At 47.6% G+C, this 1,126-nt stretch carries 1 protein-coding gene and 1 pseudogene; both read right to left on the bottom strand.

What is annotated here, in order from left to right; all coding sequences use genetic code 11:
* A pseudogene (locus tag J7439_RS27420) lies at nt 1-124 on the bottom strand (transposase); the annotation flags it as partial.
* 159 nt (nt 125-283) lie between these two features.
* Nucleotides 284-1,126, bottom strand: an 843-nt coding sequence (locus J7439_RS25545) for an IS4 family transposase (protein WP_209204872.1), incomplete at its 5' end; no start/stop codon positions are given.

The raw sequence follows: 1,126 nt of genomic DNA, 5'->3' as shown, positions 1-1,126 counted from the left end.
GCTCAAAGTTTTTGCCTGAGAAATTGTCTTTGCCGCATAGGAAGGCCCTGCGAACACAGCGTGCCATGCAGTGGTAGTAGGGCGTACTGGCTGGATCTATGAGGTTTTTTCGGGCGGTCGTCATGTCTTTTGGTTACTGGGTAGATTTCCTTAATGCCCTTAAGAGGCTCCAGAAGAAAAATAGACAGTGTGGCCGATTAGTCAAATTTTTGGGTGTCCTTTATTTCCGTTTATTTCCCGTCAAATTTTTGGGTGTCCTTTATTTCCCTCCTTTATTTCCCTTTTATTTCTCCACTTCTTCAGCCATAAGGATATTGACCGTTATTGGAGCCATTCGACCACCGGGTCTTTGCGGTGATTGAATGGTTACTGTCTTTTCCTTTACCTGTAGTGTTGCCTCGCGTGCTTTTCTTCCACCGCGCTGAGGAACATTAACCGTATAACTGCCGATGACGGACTCTTCAGCCAGAGCATCAAACAGTAGCCGGTCATCGTCAATCAATATGCGGTTCTGTGTTGCCCTGACAACAAATCGTCTGGCATTAGTAAGCCGGTGCTGGATGTATTCATAAATATCTGCCTCCCGGTCGCAGACACTGATAACCTTCGCTATCTGATCACCCAACCTGTGTTCAATATTCTCTGCAGACCTCTGCCATTTAAAACTTTCTTTTTCTTCGTATGGACGTTGCTTGCGCTGATGTTTTTTGCCTCTTTCCTCGTCGTTTCTTATCCAGCGTTGTTGATCGATCAATCCAATGGTTCTCTCAGAGTCCGCATCCAGTAACATGACTGAGTGCGCCCAGAGACCTTTGGATATACTGTTTTTCGGCCCGCCGATATCACCCAACTCTGATCTGGCAGAGTGTTTGTAACTGAGCGTGGTGCTGTCCTCAATGGCCAGTATGAGTCGTGAGTTGTTTGCAGCGATCACTGTCGCCTGAAATCCGGCCTCAGCGATGGCATCAGGTTCTACTGCTTCATTTTCGATGAGACGATAAGCACCTTCAATAGCAGCAAGGTTGCCACTGCAAGAGGCTGCCAAAGAGGAGCCGGTATTTGCAGACAGGTCACCTGCTACCTGTACCAGCCTTTTGGTTCGACGTTTATCACCCAAGTCAGCGCA

Source organism: Salinisphaera sp. G21_0, assembly GCF_017744115.1.
GTDB lineage: Bacteria > Pseudomonadota > Gammaproteobacteria > Pseudomonadales > Endozoicomonadaceae > Endozoicomonas.
This window is presented reverse-complemented; position numbering and strand designations above follow the sequence as displayed.